The following is a 15,108-nucleotide window of genomic DNA, read 5'->3' as shown; positions in this document are numbered from 1 at the left end:
GTTACTTGATCAAATTTCCGCCTTTGTCATACAAATAGTCGTCATCACCAGGCATCGGTATAGCGTTTCCATCATCTGGATCCGAAGTTCCATTAGGATTTTTAGATGGTTTGTTATTTCCAGAAGGTTTCTCTCCACTTGAATCGGACTTGTTACTTGAATTACCGTTGTTTGATGTGGAGTCCGAATCATTCCCACTTCCATTGTTCTGAGAAGAATCTGCTCCGGGTTCACTTCCCAAATTCGTGTCTGCTTCTATTAGAGGACGCTGTTCGACACGGGAAACCGGTGGATAAAAATCTTCTGATATAGATTCAGTAGTTAGTAAAGTTCCATCTTCTGTGATTTTGCGCTGAACAATAATTTCGAATCCATCTGTGCCAGGCTCTGCAATATGGACTTGTCCCCGTGTTAGATCCTCACTATATTGAACAACAGTTTTAGGATCGAATTTATTCGTTTCCGCAACGTATGGCTCATATTCATAACGAAGTGGCATTCCTTCAATAGAAATGTTCAATGATCCACTTTCCCACTTAGCATGAACTGTATAGGAAGTGTAATTCGGGTTCGTCATTACATAATCCAGACCTAGCTGTGTATTAATCGCCGCTTCGAATCCAGGCTCCACGCCCTGCGTCAGTTCACGACGGATTGTACGATCTTCAATCCAGAAGTTCGTCTGTAACGATGCTTTATAGAGGGTAGACGCTAGAATTGTGAGTTCTTCTTCGTCTAGTAGTCCAGGTTGCGTATTTTCGATAAACTCAAGAATTGAAAATGGAGCTTTCGACTCGATTTCGTTTCCGTCTAACTCACTGATTAACTCGAGCATCGGAACTGTCAAACCGTCAATTTCAGTGGATGCAGATGCAATTTCAGTAGTTGTCTGTGTGGACTCAAGATAATCTGTCAAAATAATGGATTGCGGCATGATTCCTGATTCCAATTTCTCCCCAATCCCCATTGCGATAGATTGGATTTCAGAATCACTAAAAGACAGCATCGGCAATTGTTGCTTCAACAACGTTCTAAGTCCATCTTCAGAAACAGTTGAAATAAGTGAGTTTTCCTCTTCAGACTTCGCTTGTTCGATGGTTGCTGAAGGATTATAATCTACTAATTCTGCTGGTAATGGAATGATCGCATCTTGATAGAGTAAATCCGCTTGCAACTTGTCTTGCATTCCCAACAATTCTGAGGTTAACTTGATTTCCGCTTCCTTGTCCGTCTGTTTTGATAAGTTGAAAGGACCTGCATATGTATGATCCCCGAATCGTTTACCGAAGAGCAGGTTTTCTGCAGCAAACGATCCTGCAGACGCAATTCCAAAAAACAATAAAGAAGCGCCCAAGATGCTTAAAAAATACGTTATAATAGTTCGATTACCCACGTTCTGGACGCCTCCCATTCAATTTTTCTCGTAGAATCATATTATTTTGCTTCCTGCTGCTTTGCTAGCAATACTGCTGTTGCAAAGGACAAGCCCAGTATTACAATCAATGCGTACCAGAATGACATCATTCGTGAAACGAGCATTGCTAAGAATGCTGTGGATGTACCGAGTAGGATAATCCAATATGCGATAGAAGACAAGCGACCGGATCTGACAAGCCAGAATACGGCCGCATAGGTTATCAATGCTATTATGAGTAATAGGAAATATGGTGTCATGCGGTACCCCCGTCAATTTATTGATACGAAACGTCGATAGATGGCGACGGCCATTTAATACCCGTCTCCGGAGTTGGTGCAGCGATAATTGGACATTTTTTATTGAATTCATCAAGAGCAAGTTGCTTAATTTGCAAACTTGGTGTCCCTCCCCCAAAGTACGCAAAAGCCCCCACATGATATATGAAACTGGAAGAAGAAATACTCTCTTTTTTATCTATTTGTAAAGAGCCCGCAACACATACTTTAGATTTATCTTTGACTTGAATTTCACTCCCACTCATGTGCAATGCACCGCCTACATAAAGCATCGAATCTTCTATCTCAACTTCTCCTCTAAGTGCGGCACTACCTTTAACAATCATGTTTGAATCTTCAAGCTCAAACTCATTTGTAACATTAAGAGATCCACCTATTTCCACATTGGAATCTTCCACCTCTAAATCGTCTCGCGTAGTTAAAGATCCACCAATTTTCAAAGTAGAATCCTCTACTTCAATTTCGTTAATTGCCTCCAAAGCACCTTTAATAAATACTCGAGATTCTTCAACTTCCAGTTCATCTCCAACGTAAACTGATCCTTCAACAGCTAAAAATGAATCTTCTACTTCAAGCTCTCCTTTTTCGAGTCTCAAAATACCTTTCACGTATACTTTAGAGTCTTCGATTTCGAAGTCTTGGTCTTTCGTATACGTGTATCCATTTGGGAAATAGACAGTGGAGTCTTCAATTTCTTTAACCTTCTTGTTCTTATTCTCTACAAAGCAATCGTTATCTTCAATTTTAGAACTTTCAGGACAAGTTTTTTTGGAAGTATTGTTAGGGTACGTCCAATCACCTGATACCGCGGTACCACCACCTATATCAGCAGGGTCAAAAGAGGGAACCATGAAAATTTGTTCAAACGTTAACGATTTTGTTTTATTAGCAGTAATATCCTTTCCTATAACGTTACCGGATACCTTTACAGAAAAACTATCTTGTTGTGCAATAATGGAAATAGGTTTAACCTTGCTAGATTCGAATGAAAAAAGATTTTTAGAAGTGGACAATTGGACAGGTAAACCGGGAACAGCAGTCTGATTTAAATAAAATGCTAGTCTCCTAGCTGCATATCTACGACCATCGGTGTAATCTGCAGTATTCAATGTTTTTTTGTCATTATTTTTCTTTGCTTCTAAGTAGATTTTGGTTTCACTTTCTACTAACGCAGTTGTATTAAAATATTTATTACTATATAAAGTCTTGTAGAAGTCCACACCTGTTTCCGCAGTCACTACTGTTAAATGACTATCATCAATCAATTTCTCTTGTTTTGCATTACTAATACTACCTCGTAGAAACACTGCAGCAAGAATGGTGATGAAAACAATCAGAAGCAACACTACTAATAATGCATATCCCCGCTCGTTTTTCGTGTGATCCATAACCTTATCACCTTTCTTACTCACTTTTATACCTTGTTATTTCAGTTGGAACGGTTACAGTTAACTTAGAATTATCTATGTCTGTCACTTGTAATTTTAAGCGAGAAACGTTATCTCTCTTGGGTTTAAACTCCTTACTCATCAAGGGACCATATTTGTATTCGTTTCCGAGTATCTCCTTAAAAGCTTCTTGATCCTCACAATTAGTGATAGCAATCTCTTGCTCCTCAATATTGAGCTTATAACATTCGCGAACTCGATGTTCTTGTTGAAGTTTGGTTATAATAACATTCGCTTCTTGCTGTAGATGTAATTTTGTAGTTTCTACTGAATTATGTTTAATACTAATATTCATTGTGGTCCAAATAATTCCGGTCACGAGGGAGATTAAAACCAAAACAGCAAGTAATTCAACAAGCGTTATACCTGACTCATTGTCTTTCATAATTGACTCCCCCTTAAAGTCACTTCACCTGGATATATCCAAATGATTCGCTGATGATCCTGTCATCTTTCATTAACTTTACGTGTAATTTATGTAATCTTACAACGCCTGGTTTTAGTTCTGTATTTAAAGGCGGTCCTTCATCAGGTAATTTTTTAATTTTTATAATAGTATTCGGTTTTGCATCCATTGTCTCTGTCCACCATTCCCCATCACTCTTAAATCGCGGTTCAGATAGATCGGTCGCTTTCCATTTCATCTTCTTATATTCCTCAAGCACAATCCGAGCCTCATTCATAGTCTCCAACTTCGTCTCAGTTCTACTATTGAAAAGAGTCATCTGAGGGAAAATTGTCATGAACGCAACGAAAACTATGCCTAATATCACAAGAGAAGCGAGAATTTCAACAAGAGTCAGCCCAGACTCGTGACTGACTTTCCTTTTATTCATCATTCGCGCACCTCATTTCGTTCCTTTTTCCTATCTCTAGCATAACGGAGTGAACCTTTGAGTTCAATAGGCTTGTAAGCATAATTGTTACAAAAAAAGACTGCGAGCGCAGTCTTTTGAGTGAACTTTTATTTTCATCAAATTTCTATTGGATCAGTTGGCTCCGCTTCATAAACCCCAACGCGATTACGTCCTGCCTGTTTCCCTCCTATATAGAGGGCTCTGTCTGCATTCCGAAGCAAACTGCTTTCTGATTGCGTGTCCTCTGGAATTGATGAGACACCAAGACTCACAGTAAGCTTGATACCAATCGATTCGATATCATCCGATAAGTCCGGTTTGATTGTAAATGTATGTTGCTCAATTTCAAGACGAATTCTTTCAGCAAGTGAAACCGCTTCCTCCTTTAAGAAATCAGGAAGCAATAAAACAAATTCCTCTCCGCCATAACGAGCCAGCGTACGACCATCCGTCTCGTACTTTTTAAGAATTTGAGCAAATTCACATAAAATATCATTACCACTTTGATGCCCATAATTATCATTGATGGATTTGAAATGATCGATATCTAATATAATTGCAGATAAACTAGAAATCTCTTGTTCGTGAAAAAGACTTAGCTCATCACTTAGTTTCTTTGTTAAATAGCGGAAGTTATACAGTTTTGTAAGACCGCACTTTTCACTTTTCTCAATCGTGCGTTCGTAATGAAATGCTTTCACAATAGAGGTTTCGAAATACCCCGTTAACAAATCAACCATTTTTTTATCTAAATCCTCAAAAAAGTTTTTTCTGAACGACGTCATGATAAGGTAACCTTCAAGTTTTCCCGCTCGAATAATAGGTGCAATCATAACACTTTGTACAGCGATACTGAACCGGAGATATTCGAGCTTTTCGATTTCTTTACTTGAACTATATACCTTTATTTTGTCTGGTGACAGTAAAGGAATCGCGTCATTTTCAAAGTCGAAAAACTGAGATTCCTTTGAAAAAGTACCCGCCTCTGAGCAGGCTAACATTTGAAATCGGTTACCATTACGAATATCGAGAATATAAGCTTGATCATAATTTACGACACCCTGAATTTTCTCAGTGAAAATTTTTATGACTTCATCCCTGCTTAGACTCTCCGTTAGTTCGTGACCTATTTCGACAGCGGAAGAAAGCTTTTTGTTAAGCTCACCAGAAAAAGCATACCTTCTAATAATTAAGAGTACGAGTAGAAATGGTGCTCCAAGCAATAAAACGGAGAAACCGCCCAATTTGTAAGTAAGTAAACTATATGCGACCGCTAAGGGTAGCACAACTATTGTTATTGCAAAGTCCCACAACGCAACTTGCTTAAAATTATCAAAGGAAGCTTTCTCTATTTTCATGATGAGGTAAAGGACCAAGCTATTGATGAAAGAATATGACACTGCGTAAACCGTGGCCGCTATTAGGAAAGCCCACGGTGACATTTCCACGATTCTACCGCCAGCAAAATAAAAGAAGAATGCACTAACAATTGAAACAATCACAAACATTAACGAATTTGTTGTAAACCGATAGAATGCCGGTAAACTCGACTTTCGAACAAATTGTAAAATTGTGAGTGCAAGTTGCATGAAAACCATTTCCGCAAAAAGACCATATTGAAAAAAGATCACAAAAATAATCCATCGTTCAAGTGAAATACTAATCGAGAATATTTGGAACGACGAACTCATTGCGATAATTAGCATGATGAAATTCAGCAATACAAACCACATATCAATTTCTTTAAACGGAAACATCATATATACAAGATATAACGAGGTCGGTACTACTAATAACCACAGTAAAAAAGCCGTCCACTGCTTACGTGGATTCTTGAGCATTTTGTATCCTCCGTTCTGGAACACCTTACTTTACATAACCACCTACTCGATTACGCCCAGCCTGCTTCGCTCCAATATACAATGCACGATCTGCATTTCGCAATAGCGTCATTGCTTCATCTGTATCCTCAGGTGCGGCTGATACGCCAATACTCGCTGTGATTTGAATTTCTTCTTCATTCAACAAACACGACAAATCATTCTCAATCTGCATGTTTGTTTGCTGGATTTCACTTCGTAACTCTTCTGCAAACTCAAGTGCTGTACCCATTGAAAACTCGGGCAATATATAGACGAACTCTTCACCACCATATCTAGCAACAATCGCTTTTTCAGGACATTTGTTTTGCAACAGATTTGCAAACTGCTTCAATATAAGATTTCCACTTTCATGTCCGTAGGCATCATTGACCTTTTTAAAATGATCAATATCCAACATAACAACTGCAAGGTGTTCAAGAATTCCACGATTCAGCAAATCCATTTCCTGTTCCAATCGTTGCTCTAGAAAACGATAATTATAGAGTCCAGTCAATGCACAACGGTTACTTTCCTGTTCTGCAAGTTCTATATATCTCGCTTTCTCAACTGACACTATAAAGTATGAACTAAGCAGGTCCAGGACATTTAAATGAAACTCTTTAAAGGCGTCTTTCTTCTTACTTCCCAATACAGAGACTCCGACAATTTCCTGATGACGGATTAAAGGGATACATAATAGGCTTTCGATTTCATCAGGTACAGGGGTAATCGTTTGTTGAATCCACTGCTCTCTTCTGGAATATAGAAAACTATTCTTATCAGAAAGGATTTTACCGGCAATTCCTTCACCTTTACCTAAGCGAACTTGAGGAACAGCTACTTTTCTACCTTTCATATAAAAATGGGAAGGCTCCAACCACCCATCATAGTGATCAAATAAATACACATAGTCTGTCTCGAACAGTGCTGCCGTTTTTGTCATAAATTCTTCAATCACTGAGTCCTCAGTTGTCATTTTTGCAAGTTGTTGACCTATCTTCCCCGCAGCTTGAATATAGGCATTTAAGTCGTCTGTCTGCCGATTAATTCTAAGTACTAGTGTCATGAAAAAGAACGGAATTCCCACTAACACATATCCAATGACCCCATAATGGATGAGGATAAAATATAACGACAAGGCAAGTGGAACGGCTATGACCATCCTGAAATAATGAAGAAGCGTTTCTTTTACGGAATCCAGTCTCATCCGATTTGTAAGTACACCATAAAGTTTAAAAATCCAATCATACAATACGGAATAGACAATTTGATAGACGAACACGCCAACAACTAGAATGCTAAAGGTCAGTTCTCCAATTCCAGCTCCTGTCATGAAAAAAGCGACTGCCGAACTGACCGACAGCACAAAATAAGCTAAAGAGTTGTACAGCAAGCGATACAGAACATCACCTGTTTTATAACGCGCAAATACCGCACAAGCAATTATTAGTTGAGTAATGATCAACTCTATCGTTAATCCATACACAAGAAAAATCGGTAAAGTAAACCAGACAAAAAGTACGATGGGTTTACGATTGTAGATGATGGGATAGTAAATACTTAAAAATCCAAGTAAAAATGAAAGTCCTACCCATAACCAATTCACCGTGAGTATGGGCTGGGTATAAAGAAGATAAACGATGCCGGTCGGCACAACAAGTATCCACAGTAAGAGCAAGAGCAACAATGGCCGGCCTTTCAATTTCATCCTCTTCATCCTTCCAATCAACCGCTCAACCCGCGGAATTATCTATCTATTGCTAATTATATTATATGAGACCTTAGACTGTTTAGCAAGTATAAAGAACCCGAGACTATTTTCTTAACACCTAGGTCTTTAGTTAGTAACGAAGATACACAATCTATATCTATCACCATTTTATTTCCAAATTCACATTGATCATAGAGGCATTGCGCAGTCGCAGCACCGGGTACATTAAAATTGATGAAGGTAAATGAATTCGCAACTGGTATTAATTCATCGAGTGTCTCTTTAATTTCTTTATTGGCCATCATTCCTATAACAAAGTCAATCTTCTCCCCTGGCAGTTGTTCTTGGATCGTACGTCTGAGCATTAACGCTGCGGCAGGATTGTGTGCACCATCAAAAAAGACGCCTGGTGCGATTTCTTCGAATCGATAAGAGAGCTGCGCGGTCGCAATACCTGTTTGAATCGCTTCTATCGGAAGGTTTAGACCAGCTTTAAGAAGCGATTCTATAGCAACTGCTGCATTAATAGCTTGGTGAGGACCTTTCATCTTTCTATTTGGTAATGCTAGTTGCTGACTTCCATCAAATAGTTCAGGGTTTCCTTCTTTCATACAGAAACCTTGTCCATAGATTACTAATGGACTGCCGACTTCAGTAGCCACTTTTTCTGCTACCTTTTCGGCTTCCACAGGTATTCTTCCGCAAACAGCTGGTACTCCCTCTTTAAATATCCCTGTTTTATGCCACGCAATCTCTTCGATTGAGTCACCAAGGAATCCGATATGGTCTCTAGCGATCGATGGAATTACAGAAACCATCGGCGTCAAGACATTTGTGCTGTCAAACCTTCCACCCATTCCAGATTCAATGAGGACTACATCAGGCTGCAGGCGGTTAAAAGTGACAAACGCTGCAGCTGTCAATAGTTCGAAGTCTGTCAACATCCCGTTAAGTCCGGCATCTTTCAGTATTTGGAAAGATGTTGTTAACTGCTCTTCTGTACTATTTTGTCCATTGATTCTGATTTGATCATGTATATCGATCATTGAAGGCGAAGCGAAGACGCCTGTACTTATTCCTGCCTCACGAAGGATAGATTCCATAAAGCAAATTGTAGATCCTTTGCCATTCGTGCCAGCGACATGGATTGCTCTTAAATTCTTTTGTGGCGATCCAAGGAGGTTCATTGCGTGTTCAATTGCAGCTAGTCCGGGTTTAATCTCATTATCACTAATAATGCTTACACGTTTCTTATACTCTTCCAACTTCGGTATCATACCTTTTCCCCACCTTATGCTAAACTTATAGTTAATAGCCTTTGAAAAGGCTTTTCTTAAGAGTATAGCACGAGAAAGAAGGGTTTCATTTGAAGAGTTGCTGGATTATTTATAATGGAAGTTTAGTGAATGAGAAATTCCGGGATCAGGCGGAACTCGTACAAGAGGCTGCTGATCGGGTCGGTGTTTCTGCAACAATTTATAAAAATTATGAAGTCATGATGGATGTAACCGAAAAAATCGATTCCCTCCCTGATTTCGTCGTATTTTTAGATAAAGATATTGTACTCGCAACCTATTTGAAATCCCTCGGCATTCCTGTATTCAATGATCCGGAAGTGATCGAGCGTTGTGACAATAAAACGAAACAAGCGATTAGGCTCGCACTTGATGGTGTGCCAATGCCAAGGACAATTGTTGCGCCTAAAGTGTATCCAAACTTCACAATCCGTGATAGCGGGTATTATGAACGTGTTTTACAGAAGCTTGGTCTTCCTATGATCATTAAGGAAGCACGTGGTTCTTTCGGAATGAACGTCTATCTGATTGAAACCGAGGAACAGTTTTATGAAAAAACAGAAGCATTGCGTGGAATTGATTACTTATTTCAGGAGTTCATCGCTTCGAGTCGCGGACGCGATATTCGAGTGAATGTTGTTGGTGAACAGGTTGTTGCTGCGATGTATCGACATTCCGAGACGGATTTCCGTGCGAACATAACGAATGGCGGAAAAGCTGAGATCATTGAGTTAACGGATGCACAAATCTCTATCGCATTACGCGCTGCGAAATCGGTAGATGCGGATTTTGCTGGTGTCGACCTATTGTTTGGAGCAAATGAAGAACCACTTGTTTGTGAAGTTAATGCCGCTGCACATATCCGAAATATTTATAATGTAACAGGAATTAACGTAGCGGATGCAATGATAGCGTACATTTTAGAGGTGATTGCATGAAGGGGTATATCTATTATGAAGAGGAAGATGCGATGCGCAATCGATGGTTTATCGATGAACTCATCAAAGAAGGTGCCGCTAACCAGCTAGTTGTAGAATTGCTGACGGGTGATGCAGAACTTCCGAATGATGCAACGTTCGTCTTTTATCGAGCGCGCGACTTTGAAAAGAGCCAACGATGGGAACAAGATGGTATTGTTGTCGTCAATCGAAGCGAAGTGAATCGTGTTGCGAATGATAAGCTTCAAACGTTCCAGCTTGCTGCACTCTTAGGTATTCCTTCGATTCCTACGAGGCGGCTAGATTCTGCTCAGGATGTACAGGAGTATCCTATTGTTATAAAAACGACGGATGGACATGGTGGTGAAGAAGTCCATTTATATGAGACGAATACTGAAATGGAGCAAGTGATTTCGCGCTATCCAAATCGACAACTTGTGATGCAGCCTTACATTGAGCACAACTCTTCTGATGTACGACTTTATTTAATTGGCGAGAAAGTTGTGGGAGCGGTTAAGCGGACTGGAGTGGGATCATTTAAGGCAAATGTTAGCTTGGGTGGAACAGCTAAACGGTTTGATGTCCCTCCTCCTTTACGTGAGTTTGCAGTGAAGATTGCTAAAGCGTTGAAAAGTGACTATATCGGAGTCGATTTCATTCAGAATGCGGAAGGCGTCTGGTTATTGAACGAAATAGAAGATCCTGTAGGTGCGAGGTCGCTTTATGAGACAAGTGAATTGAATGTTGCACGAGAAGTTATGTGTCATATCCATAAAAAACTTTTAAAATCCTTATAAGGTGCTGAGTTAGCACTTTGTAAGGTTTTTTGTTGAGTGCGAAGCTTGTTCTCAGACAGTTTTATGTCTTTGTCCATCACTCCAGGTAGTTTCTCTATCACTACGCTATATTTCTCCGACACTTAGCTGAATTTCTCGATATCAAGACACAATTCACGTAATTTAAGGGATTAATTGGTAGCGCTTCGCTTGAATTTTGAGGTTTTCGTGTCGCGTTGATGATCTTCGGTATGAGTTATGATCATTTTCCAGGATTTATGATCACTCTCTATGTTTTGTGATCACATTTTAAGGTTTATGAGCACTTACCTGTGTTTATGATCACATTTCCAGGTTTATGAGCTCTTTTCAAGATTTATGATCATTATCCTGAGTTTATGAGAACATCACCAGAAATAGAATCACTCGCAAAGATTAAAGCTCTTAACTAAAACAAAATAAAAAGAGGGCTTTCGTTAGAAAGCCCTCCCCCTACTTAAATCTCTTTCAATTCCTCGATACGACGCTGCACGGCAGCTTGTTTTTCGAGATAATCTTGTTCTTTTGCACGCTCTTCGTCTACGACCGACTGTGGTGCTTTGGAAACGAAGCGTTCGTTGGAAAGTTTGCCTTGAACGCGTTTCACTTCGCCTGCCCACTTATCTAGTTCTTTACCGAGGCGTGCAATTTCCTCGTCAATGTTGAGCAAGCCTTCAAGTGGCATGAAGAGTTCTGCGCCTGTAACGACTGCAGACATCGACTTGCCTGGCGCTTGAACATTTACGCCGATTTCAAGAGTTTCTGGGTTACAGAATTTCTCGATGTACTGACTATTCGCTTTCAAGACAGCTGCTGTCGCTTCGTCTTTCGCAGCGATGTACAACGGTACTTGGCGACTCATAGGCGTGTTCACTTCGGCACGGATTGTGCGAACCGCTTTAATGACATCTGTCAATAGCTTCATGTGAGTGGAACGTTCTACGTTCGTCAAACTCGCATCTGCCACTGGCCATGCAGCAACAGTGATTGACTCGCCTTCATGAGGCAAGTTCTGCCAAATCTCTTCCGTGATGAACGGCATGAGTGGGTGAAGCAAACGCATCGTATTGTCGAGCACATAAGCAAGGACCGAACGCGTCATATGCTTGGCTTTCTCGTTTTCACCGTACAATGGCAACTTCGCCATCTCGATATACCAGTCACAGAAATCATCCCAGATGAAGTTATAAAGCGCGCGGCCGACTTCACCAAACTCATAGCGGTCTGATAACTTTGTCACGGAGTCAATGGTTTCGTTGAGACGTGTTAAGATCCAATCATCTGCAACTGAACGTTCTCCTGACAAATCGATTTCTTCGTATTTCAAACCTTCCATGTTCATCAACGCGAAGCGGGAAGCGTTCCAGATTTTATTGGCAAAGTTCCAGATCGCTTCGACTTTTTCAGTAGAATAGCGAAGGTCTTGACCTGGTGATGAACCCGTTGCTAGGAAGTAACGCAATGCATCGGCACCATACTGGTCGATCACATCCATCGGATCTACCCCGTTACCGAGCGACTTAGACATTTTGCGTCCGTCTTCCGCACGGACCAATCCGTGTATCAATACATCCTTGAATGGACGCTGATCTGTAAACTCGATGCCTTGGAAAATCATGCGAGACACCCAGAAGAAGATGATGTCATACCCTGTAACAAGTGCATCTGTTGGATAGTAACGTTTGAACTCAGAGTCTTCCGTGTCCGGCCAACCCATCGTCGAGAACGGCCATAGTGCAGATGAGAACCACGTATCAAGTACGTCGTCTTCTTGGTGCCAATTCTCGATATCTGCAGGTGCCTCTTCACCAACGTATACTTCACCAGTTTCGTTGTGATACCATGCTGGAATTCGGTGGCCCCACCAAAGTTGACGAGAAATACACCAATCGTGAATGTTCTCCATCCATGTCAAGTATGTTTTCTCGAATCGCTCAGGAACGAATGTCACTTTACCTTCCGCTTTTTGCAACTCGATCGCTTTTTCAGCAAGTGGTTGCATCTTAACGAACCATTGAGTCGATAAGTAAGGCTCAACAACAGCACCGCTTCGCTCCGAGTGACCTACAGAATGATTATGTTCTTCAATTTTGAATAGAACGTCCATATCCTGCAAATCTTTAACGATTGCTTTGCGACATTCAAAACGATCCATACCTTCGTATTTACCAGCTAACTTGTTCATCGAACCATCTTCGTTCATCACAAGTACGCGCGGTAAGTCATGACGATTTCCAATTTCAAAGTCGTTCGGATCATGCGCAGGTGTGATTTTAACCGCACCGCTTCCGAAGTCCATTTCTACGTAATCATCCGCTACGATAGGAATTTCACGCCCAACGATTGGCAACTTCACAGTTTTTCCGATTAAGTGCTGATAACGCTCGTCTTCAGGGTGAACGGCAACAGCTGTGTCACCAAGCATCGTTTCTGGGCGAGTTGTCGCAATTTCGATACTTCCAGTTCCATCTGTGAGTGGGTAACGCATATGATAGAAAGCACCCGCTACATCTTTATGGATAACTTCGATATCGGACAATGCTGTTTTCGTCGCAGGGTCCCAGTTGATAATATATTCTCCGCGATAAATTAGATCTTTTTTGTACAACTTGACGAATACTTCACGTACTGCACGTGAAAGTCCTTCATCCAGAGTGAAACGTTCACGTGAGTAATCCAATCCGAGACCTAGCTTTGACCACTGCTCACGAATATGTCCCGCATACTCATCTTTCCATTTCCATGTTTCTTCTAGGAATTTCTCACGTCCTAGATCATAACGTGTTTGGCCATTTGCACGTAGCTTCTCTTCCACTTTCGCTTGAGTCGCAATTCCAGCGTGGTCCATTCCTGGTAGCCACAACGCATCATATCCCTGCATGCGCTTCATGCGAGTCAAAATATCTTGAAGTGTAGTATCCCAAGCGTGCCCCAAGTGTAATCTACCCGTCACGTTCGGTGGTGGAATTACTATTGTATATGGCTCTTTCCCACTCTCAGGCTGAGCTTTGAAGTACTCACCCTTTAACCACCATTCATAGCGATCTCTTTCAATCGTCTGCGGATCATACTTAGTCGGCATCTCCAACTGCTCTTTTTCTGTCATATCAATTCCTCCTCGTAATAATAAAAAAATTCAAATCATTTTTGTTTTTAATCGGACACTTTGTGCTTATACTTTCTGTTGATTGGAACGTAAGGTGGGGACTCCTTAGAGACCAGCGAAGATCGAAGCCCCCGCAGAAGCGTAGCGCCAAGGAGGCTGAGATCAGGCCCCTAGGATGGCCTCCACCTGAAGTGGAAATCAACATTATGTCCAATTTTTGAAACACAAAAAACCCCTTCGTCGTTAAAGGACGAAGGAGTCAGTTCGCGGTACCACCTTTATTCGCAACCATGCAGAATTCGCAAGTTGCCTCAATGGAAATAACGGCTTCTAACCGGTTCTCGCTACTTGTAAAAAATGTTCACGAAAACTGCTGACGGGTGACTTTCAAACTGTCGACAATAGGTCCTTGCACCACCCGGACCCTCTCTACAAAAGCCGACCGATCTACTCTCCCGATAAACGCATCACTATACTGTTTCCAATAGTTTACCGGATGTATAGCGTACCCGTCAAGCCCGCTGTGAAAGGATGGTGTTATGAGAAGAGGCTACAACCCCTATTTGCTTCCGCCATGGCTAAGAAGATGCCGATTTTACGGTAAAATGATCATTATCCCGATCTCTTGTTTTCAGCTCATCCGACTATTGATCATCCCAACGACAGGAGACTTTTTACTCTTCTGCGTCCTTTGTGGATGTTGCTTTCTATTCCACAAAAACATCATTTAAACGGAAAGATGTCACAGTTACATCGTCCTCCAAGTCATTGATGAACGCCAGCATTTCATTGTCTTCCACATAGCCAATTGCCGTTTCAACTTGACTCGAATTGGAACTGTCCAGATCCGCAGTTACAGCTGCAGTCGTCGTTTCTGTTTCTACCAACTCATCCACTACTGGTTCTTTCTTAGCTACGGCTTCGACTTCAGCCAATTTAGCCTCAACCGTCCACATAACCGTAAGAGCACCATCATCCGTTCCAGATGCCGAAGCATCGATTACAGTCGCTGTAAGTTGTCCGTCCGCACTAGTAGGTAAATCTACAAGCAACGGAACCGCATACTCAAAATAGCCAGATTTGTCTTGTACGTCCACATCATCGATTAGTATTGCATCTGAATCCAGAGCTGCCTCTTGACCTTCACCGTCAAATCCAACATTCGCTGCTACATGATAAATCCCAGAAAGTCGAACAGCATCTTCAGTCGGATGCTCTGTATATCCTGCGGTCACTTTCACTTCTTGTGCAGAAACTACTTTCCCGTATTCTGCAGGAAACTGAAACGTCTCCGTTAACGTCCACTGTGTTGGCTCCATTGTTCTGCCGCCTCCTTTTATCGTTAGAGTATATGACGAAGCAC

Annotated in this window: 13 protein-coding genes and 1 other annotated feature; of the genes, 3 read left to right on the top strand and 10 right to left on the bottom strand. The window is 41.2% G+C overall.

What is annotated here, in order from left to right; translation table 11 throughout:
• Position 1: 1 nt before the first annotated feature.
• From ACR65F_RS05235 to ACR65F_RS05200, 8 genes are all read right to left on the bottom strand, one after another.
• The gene (locus tag ACR65F_RS05235) at positions 2–1,393 is read right to left on the bottom strand and encodes a G5 domain-containing protein (protein ID WP_440503529.1); all 1,392 of its coding nucleotides are present in this window, start codon (positions 1,391–1,393) and stop codon (positions 2–4) included.
• Positions 1,394–1,434: 41 nt separating this feature from the next.
• Positions 1,435–1,674, bottom strand: a complete 240-nt coding sequence (locus ACR65F_RS05230; protein ID WP_440503528.1) for a hypothetical protein — start codon at positions 1,672–1,674, stop codon at positions 1,435–1,437.
• A 17-nt stretch (positions 1,675–1,691) separates the two neighbouring features.
• A complete protein-coding gene (locus tag ACR65F_RS05225) occupies positions 1,692–3,101 on the bottom strand; it encodes a hypothetical protein (RefSeq protein ID WP_440503527.1) in 1,410 nt (469 codons plus the stop codon).
• 16 nt (positions 3,102–3,117) lie between these two features.
• Complete coding sequence (locus ACR65F_RS05220) at positions 3,118–3,546, bottom strand: prepilin-type N-terminal cleavage/methylation domain-containing protein (protein WP_440503526.1); 429 nt, start codon at positions 3,544–3,546, stop codon at positions 3,118–3,120.
• Between the two features lie 19 nt (positions 3,547–3,565).
• Entirely contained in the window at positions 3,566–4,000 is a 435-nt protein-coding gene (locus ACR65F_RS05215) for a type IV pilus modification PilV family protein (RefSeq protein WP_440503525.1), read from the bottom strand.
• 134 nt (positions 4,001–4,134) lie between these two features.
• Positions 4,135–5,859 carry a sensor domain-containing diguanylate cyclase gene (locus ACR65F_RS05210; protein WP_440503524.1) on the bottom strand — a complete coding sequence of 575 codons (1,725 nt, stop codon included), beginning with the start codon at positions 5,857–5,859 and terminating at the stop codon, positions 4,135–4,137.
• Between the two features lie 25 nt (positions 5,860–5,884).
• A complete protein-coding gene (locus ACR65F_RS05205; RefSeq protein ID WP_440503523.1) occupies positions 5,885–7,588 on the bottom strand; it encodes a sensor domain-containing diguanylate cyclase in 1,704 nt (567 codons plus the stop codon).
• Between the two features lie 56 nt (positions 7,589–7,644).
• Entirely contained in the window at positions 7,645–8,868 is a 1,224-nt protein-coding gene (locus tag ACR65F_RS05200) for a bifunctional folylpolyglutamate synthase/dihydrofolate synthase (protein ID WP_440503522.1), read from the bottom strand.
• Between the two features lie 89 nt (positions 8,869–8,957).
• Here ACR65F_RS05200 and ACR65F_RS05195 point away from each other — a divergent pair, with 89 nt between their 5' ends.
• Complete coding sequence (locus ACR65F_RS05195; protein WP_440503521.1) at positions 8,958–9,824, top strand: ATP-grasp domain-containing protein; 867 nt, start codon at positions 8,958–8,960, stop codon at positions 9,822–9,824.
• Complete coding sequence (locus tag ACR65F_RS05190; RefSeq protein ID WP_440503520.1) at positions 9,821–10,621, top strand: ATP-grasp domain-containing protein; 801 nt, start codon at positions 9,821–9,823, stop codon at positions 10,619–10,621. The genes ACR65F_RS05195 and ACR65F_RS05190 overlap by 4 nt, the downstream gene beginning before the upstream one ends.
• A gap of 475 nt (positions 10,622–11,096) precedes the next feature.
• On the opposite strand, the gene ACR65F_RS05185 is transcribed toward ACR65F_RS05190, so the two are convergent.
• Positions 11,097–13,745, bottom strand: a complete 2,649-nt coding sequence (locus tag ACR65F_RS05185; protein ID WP_039043053.1) for a valine--tRNA ligase — start codon at positions 13,743–13,745, stop codon at positions 11,097–11,099.
• Positions 13,746–13,988: 243 nt separating this feature from the next.
• Positions 13,989–14,217 (bottom strand) — a binding site (T-box leader).
• Positions 14,218–14,284: 67 nt separating this feature from the next.
• Between ACR65F_RS05185 and ACR65F_RS05180 the strand changes: the two genes are divergently transcribed.
• Entirely contained in the window at positions 14,285–14,476 is a 192-nt protein-coding gene (locus ACR65F_RS05180; RefSeq protein WP_082003374.1) for a YszA family small membrane protein, read from the top strand.
• Here ACR65F_RS05180 and ACR65F_RS05175 read toward each other — a convergent pair.
• Complete coding sequence (locus ACR65F_RS05175) at positions 14,453–15,064, bottom strand: hypothetical protein (protein WP_052245871.1); 612 nt, start codon at positions 15,062–15,064, stop codon at positions 14,453–14,455. The genes ACR65F_RS05180 and ACR65F_RS05175 overlap by 24 nt on opposite strands.
• Positions 15,065–15,108 lie beyond the last annotated feature (44 nt).

The sequence above is a fragment of the Sporosarcina sp. SAFN-010 genome, from assembly GCF_059415065.1.
The sequence above is the reverse complement of the archived record's forward strand: the minus strand, read 5'-3'. Positions and strand labels throughout refer to the sequence as shown.

Bases quoted from the DNA above. Each gene is read 5' to 3' on its own strand.
- ACR65F_RS05220 (WP_440503526.1), bottom strand. From the start codon at position 3,546: ATGAAAGACAATGAGTCAGGTATAACGCTTGTTGAATTACTTGCTGTT.
- ACR65F_RS05185 (WP_039043053.1), bottom strand. From the start codon at position 13,745: ATGACAGAAAAAGAGCAGTTGGAGATGCCGACTAAGTATGATCCGCAG.
- ACR65F_RS05225 (WP_440503527.1), bottom strand. From the start codon at position 3,101: ATGGATCACACGAAAAACGAGCGGGGATATGCATTATTAGTAGTGTTG.
- ACR65F_RS05190 (WP_440503520.1), top strand. From the start codon at position 9,821: ATGAAGGGGTATATCTATTATGAAGAGGAAGATGCGATGCGCAATCGA.
- ACR65F_RS05200 (WP_440503522.1), bottom strand. From the start codon at position 8,868: ATGATACCGAAGTTGGAAGAGTATAAGAAACGTGTAAGCATTATTAGT.
- ACR65F_RS05215 (WP_440503525.1), bottom strand. From the start codon at position 4,000: ATGATGAATAAAAGGAAAGTCAGTCACGAGTCTGGGCTGACTCTTGTT.
- ACR65F_RS05205 (WP_440503523.1), bottom strand. From the start codon at position 7,588: ATGAAATTGAAAGGCCGGCCATTGTTGCTCTTGCTCTTACTGTGGATA.
- ACR65F_RS05175 (WP_052245871.1), bottom strand. From the start codon at position 15,064: ATGGAGCCAACACAGTGGACGTTAACGGAGACGTTTCAGTTTCCTGCA.
- ACR65F_RS05230 (WP_440503528.1), bottom strand. From the start codon at position 1,674: ATGACACCATATTTCCTATTACTCATAATAGCATTGATAACCTATGCG.
- ACR65F_RS05210 (WP_440503524.1), bottom strand. From the start codon at position 5,859: ATGCTCAAGAATCCACGTAAGCAGTGGACGGCTTTTTTACTGTGGTTA.
- ACR65F_RS05180 (WP_082003374.1), top strand. From the start codon at position 14,285: ATGAGAAGAGGCTACAACCCCTATTTGCTTCCGCCATGGCTAAGAAGA.